The following is a 5,775-nucleotide window of genomic DNA, read 5'->3' as shown; positions in this document are numbered from 1 at the left end:
TCCTTTTGTTTATAATGGTACAGACAATATTATAATGGCTGTGGCAGAAAATCAATCAGGATGGGCATCAGGTAGTGATGAGTTCTTGTGTTCTGCTACAACTGGAGCTAGGTCAATAACGTATTTTAATGATAATGATGTTCAGGATATGAACAATTTGTTTGATGCTAATTCTGTTAAAAACTACATTCCTAATATTACGTTTTTGGGAATTGCTCCTGCGTGTAGTCCAGTTTCTAACGTAGACTTAAACTCAGTTACGCATTCAAGCTTTGATGTTATTATCGATCATCCAGTTCCTGCATCTTCTTATGAGGTAGAATATGGACTTAGTGGTTTTACACCAGGGAATGGTACGACTACTGTGGTTACTGGAGACTCATTGGAGTTAAATGCCTTAACGGGTAATACAGATTATGATGTATATGTTAGAGCAATTTGTTCTACAACAGATACAAGTGTGGCTTACGGTCCTGTTACTACTACTACTTTATGTGGCCCAAACCAACCTGATTTCACGGAAGATTTCACATCCTATTTACCAAGCTGTTGGAGCGAAGCTAAAGGAGTTTTAACTTCCAATACAGTTGTTTCCAATGCTTCAAGTTTTTGGGGATCTGCAACGGGAGCAGCAAAAGTGAATATTTACTCTAATAACAGAGAAGACTGGTTGATTTCTCCTTCTATTGATTTAAGTGGAGGTGCTTACGCCTTAAACATTACTGTACGTGCAACAGAATGGAACTCAAGCAGTGATGCAGTTTGGGGATCAGATGATTCACTCGCAGTTGTTATTTCAACGGATAACGGCGCAACCTGGTCTTTAACGAATGTATTAGACGTTTTCTCTGCATCCAATAATCCAGGATCTGCTGGAATTAACCTATGGTACGATTTATCAGCTTATACAGGAACAGTGAAATTCGGATTTTACGCAGCAAGTAAAACTTCAAATGAAGATATTGATGTATACTTAGAAGACTTTTTTGTAGGAGTTCAACCACAATGTTTAGAAGTTGATGGTGTGGATTTAAATTCTGTAACAAGTTCAACATTCGATGTGATTATCGACGACGCTCCATTAGAAGCTGAGTATGAAATAGAATATGGTGTGGATGGATTTACACCAGGTACAGGAACCGCAATTGTAATTTCAGGTGATTCATTAGAGTTAACAGCGTTAACAAGTAATACTACTTATGATGTTTACGTAAGGTCAATCTGTGGGGTAGGCGATACAAGTTCTTATTTCGGACCTATCTCTGTTACAACGGCATGTGGCGTTTACACAACAGATTACACAGAAGACTTTAGCGCATACTTACCAGCTTGTTGGGAAGAAGCATCAGGAGCTTTGACTTTGAATTCTGTTCTTTCTACGGGTTCTTCTGACTGGGGAGCTTCTTCAGGTAGAGCGAAGGTAAATATCTACTCAACTACAAAAGATGAATGGTTAATTTCTCCATCTATAGACTTGAGTGCTGGTAATAATTTCTTGAATTTCAAGATTAGAGCTACGGAGTACTCATCAAGTGATGATGCTATCTGGGGGGCGGATGATTCATTGGCTATTGTTATTTCAACAGACAACGGAGCAACTTGGACTACCGCAAATGTTTTAGATGTATTTAACGGAAGTAATAATCCTGGTGCTACAGCGCAAGACAAGTGGTATGATTTATCAGCATACACAGGTACAGTTAAAATTGCTTTCTATGCAGCTTCAACTGTTTCTAATGAAGATATAGATGTATTTATTGATGATTTCTTTGTAGGACAACAACCGTCTTGTTTAGTACCTACTTCTTTAACGGTTGGTACAATAACAAATAATAGTGCTGATTTAACGTGGACAACTTACTACGGAACAGGAACTGATTTCCAAGTGGCAGTGGTTGAAGCAGGACAAGCATTCTCAACGGCAACATTGTCTGTTGAAACAGGTAACTCTGCAACGATTTCAGGATTGATGTCAAATACAGATTACGAAGTATACATTCGCCAAATTTGTGGTGTAGGTGATACAAGTGTTTGGACAAGCGTTGCAGAAACTTTTACTACAGAATGTGATGCAGTAGGAATCGGTTATTTAGAGGAATTTACTGCTTACGTACCTACATGTTGGATGGAAGCTGACGGACTTCTAGGGAACAATGTTTCATTAAATAATGGTACATCTGTTTGGACAGACGACGATTTCGGAAATCAATCAGCAGGAAGTGAGTCGGCAAGAATCAATATTTACTCTACAAGTAGAAAAGATTGGTTGATTTCTCCATCTATTGATTTAACAGGTGGTAATACACAAGTATCATTCGATCTAATTGCTACTGAATATGCTTCAACAACACCAGCTGTTTGGGGAACGGATGATTCACTTGCAATTGTTGTTTCTACAGATAATGGTGCAACATGGAGTTTAGCCAATGTTGAAAAAGTGTTTACAGCAGCTAACCCTATAGATGCAAATGGTGAAACGGTTACGGTGAACTTGACAGACTACGCGAGTTTTTCAACGGTTAAAGTTGGATTTTATGGTAAATCTGATGTTTCAAATGAAGACATAGATGTGTTCGTTGATAATTTTATCGTAGAAACAGTACCAGATGTAACTCCTTCATTAGTGCAGGTTCAAACGGCTTACTGTGGTACAGGTGCAATTAATGCAGATTTCTACTTAGTAAACAATTCTTTGACGAATGCAGCTGATGTAGACTATGAAGTATTTGTGGATGGTGTGAGTTTAACTACGGGAGTTGAAAATATTCCAGCAGATGATTCTGTAATGGTTGCAGTAGGACCGTTAACGCCAACTGTAGGAGCACACGATGTGAATGTAGTTACGAGTTTATCAGGTGATGCAGATGCAACGAATGATAGTGAAACGATTACCGTTTATGTTTCTGCACCAGATGTTACTGCAACAGTTACTGATATCTTATGTAATGGTGATATGAATGGTGAGATTGCATTAGCAACAACTGACGCAATTGGTACTTTAGATTACTCTTGGACAGCCAATGCAAATGGTGCTACTACAGCTACCGTAACAGGTTTAGGAGCTGATGTATACATGGGTTACGTTGTGGACTCTATTGGATGTGAGGACAGTGTGGAAGTTACACTAGTTGATCCAGCATTAATAGATGTTACGTTAGACTCTATTTTTGATGTATTATGTTACCAAGGTACAAGCGGAGAACTATATGTTACTGCAACAGGTGGAACTGCTCCTTTAACTTATTTATGGGATAACGGTGAAATTACAGAAGACAACACTGTTGGTGTTCCGGCAGGAGATTATACGTTAACTGTTACGGATGACAATGGATGTACATTTACAACGCCTAACTACACGGTGGCTGAACCAACTGAATTAGTTGCTACAGCTGTAGATAACTTAAACGGTACTGCTACAGCGAATGTTACTGGAGGTACACCTCCTTACGAATATGTTTGGGATAACGGTGATCAAACACAAACACAAACTACTCCTCAATTAGGATTGCAAACAGTTATTGTTACTGATGATAATGGTTGTGAAGTAACAGCTTCTGTTACTACTGTGGTTGGATTGGATGATGTTAATCCATTGAATGCCGTTAAAGTATATCCTAACCCAGCAACAGATATTCTAAACATTGATATTACAGAATTGAATAATGTGACATTGAATATTGCACTTTATGATAACACAGGAAGATTGGTTACAAGTCTTTCAGGTGCTCAGAACCAAGTGGTGCAATTCAATACCTCTGAATTGGCGAGAGGGCTTTACACTTTGAAATTACAAAATGGTAAAGTGCTTAAATCAATCAAGGTCGTAGTTCAATAATTTATAGTTTATCTTTAGTGAAGAGGCCATCCTTTTAGGGTGGCCTTTTTTTGTTATTTTGCGATGTGGAACTGCTCAAGGAAAATATCTCACAATTTAGAACTCCAGCTATAAGAGACTTGGTTTGGGTGTTGTGTTCTCCTTGTCCCTTAAACGAAGTATCGGGTTTACCCTTGTTTACAGATGCTGCCAAATTGAAGTGGTATACTTCGCATTTTTCTTTGCTAGAAGCCTGGGATAAGGCTCCAGAAACATTTCTTAAGCATCTTAATGATTTCACTAAAAATCATCGCTTGGGTTATTATTTCGAAGCTTTGATGCATACCTTTTTTCACCTGAGCCCAAGCATAGAGGTTGTGATAGCCAATCATCAAATTATTAGGGATAAACAAACGTTAGGCGAGATTGATTTTATTTTGCAAGAAGGGGAGGAGATCTACCATTTGGAATTGGCCATTAAGTATTATTTACAATTTCAAAATGAGGATGATTTTAGTACTTGGCTAGGACCTAATGGAAAGGATAGTTTATCAAAAAAAATAAAGAAATTAAAAAGTCATCAATTACAACTCACAAAACATTTAGAAGCGTATCAAAACATTGCTTCTAGGGCCTTAATTTGTGGTCAGTTTTATCAAAACAATCAACGGGTAGTTTGGCAAAACACAAATGCTTTGCTTAAACCTTACATGAAACAAAGTGATTTTATAAAAGGTGATTTTGATGCGCATGTTGAGGCATACTATCTTTTAACAAAACCGCATTGGTTAAGTGCAACCGTAGTGCCTGATGAATCTTTACGGTTAGACGGGAAGGATGAATTAGTGGAAAAAATGAAGGAAAGTTTTGCGCAAAAAAAAGCAGTCCATGTTGGACTGCTATATGCAAAGGGGTATACCTCTATAGTTTTGGTTCCTGATGCTTGGCCTACATTGCCATAGCAAATTCTACTTCGCTGTACGGACAGAATTCAAATGGAATTTTTACCATGAAGGCAAAATCTTCTCCAATTTCTTTTACATCAACATCATCTTTCTTAAAGCGCCATATTACCTCAACATTTTCCTCTTTCAAGTAAACTTCATTGAGGGCGTAAAGGCAATTTAATATATACTTAGAAGAGGTGATGTTCATGTATTCAATGTCGAACACGAAGCTCGTTTTTGCAGCTGGTTGCTTGGCATAGTTCTCCACCCATTTCTGCACTGGAATCCAAAATTTATCCGAATCTTCGGGTATCAATCTACCTTTGATTTTTAAATTTCCAGTTAGTGAGTCTAGTTCTATGGCAGGCGACTTTGCAGTTGCTTGAATGAACAAATTATCCATAAAATTCTAACAGTCTTAATTTTCCTTGGCCGTAAAGATGCAAAATTTTATCCGTATTTAAGGGATTTTAACATTCAAAAACTTGCTTTGTCAACTTCACTTTCATTGATTTAAGCTTTCCTTATGTTGATTAAAGTGTAGGGAATACAAATTAACAGCCGGGTATTTTACGATGCGATTTACCACAACTTGTTTTGAAAATAGAAATTCCTTCAATTCATCTTTAAAGTAAAAGGCGATACTTCCAGTAACGGAAATTGAATTGGTTTGCATGGGTTTTATCGTGCTTTCGTATAGCTCTTGGAAAGACCTTTTGATGAGGTCTTGTACTTCTTGTTCTTCCTTGTGCTCAAACAAAAACTTACTTAAGGTGGCAATTTCCTTTCTGTCAATAGTATCTATATCAGCTTGAAGAGAAAAAGCTAAATCATTTTGATAAGCAGTAAGGAGAGCAGCCAAATTTTTAGACATCTTTTGCTGTTGGTAGGAGGCAATTAGCGTTCTTCCCATGCGTGCTCCACTTCCTTCATCACCCTGCGGGTAACCAAGTCCTCCAAAAGTTTCAATAATTTTATTTCCATCGTACTTCAGGCCAACACTTCCCGTTCCTA

General features: G+C 37.7%; 4 protein-coding genes. 2 read left to right on the top strand and 2 right to left on the bottom strand.

Features of this window, described 5'->3' with window-relative positions:
* Window positions 1-3,835, top strand: a 3,835-nt coding sequence (locus tag R3333_RS11960) for a T9SS type A sorting domain-containing protein (protein ID WP_318959010.1), incomplete at its 5' end; no start/stop codon positions are given.
* Between the two features lie 65 nt (window positions 3,836-3,900).
* Entirely contained in the window at window positions 3,901-4,776 is an 876-nt protein-coding gene (locus tag R3333_RS11955; protein ID WP_318959009.1) for a DUF1853 family protein, read from the top strand.
* On the opposite strand, the gene R3333_RS11950 is transcribed toward R3333_RS11955, so the two are convergent.
* Entirely contained in the window at window positions 4,763-5,164 is a 402-nt protein-coding gene (locus tag R3333_RS11950) for a DUF1987 domain-containing protein (RefSeq protein ID WP_318959008.1), read from the bottom strand. The genes R3333_RS11955 and R3333_RS11950 overlap by 14 nt on opposite strands.
* A 102-nt stretch (window positions 5,165-5,266) precedes the next feature.
* Window positions 5,267-5,775: hypothetical protein (locus tag R3333_RS11945; protein WP_318959007.1), on the bottom strand; the 509-nt coding region annotated here is incomplete at its 5' end.

The organism is Lishizhenia sp., from assembly GCF_033720595.1.
In the GTDB taxonomy this organism is placed as follows: domain Bacteria; phylum Bacteroidota; class Bacteroidia; order Flavobacteriales_D; family Crocinitomicaceae; genus Lishizhenia.
This window is presented reverse-complemented; position numbering and strand designations above follow the sequence as displayed.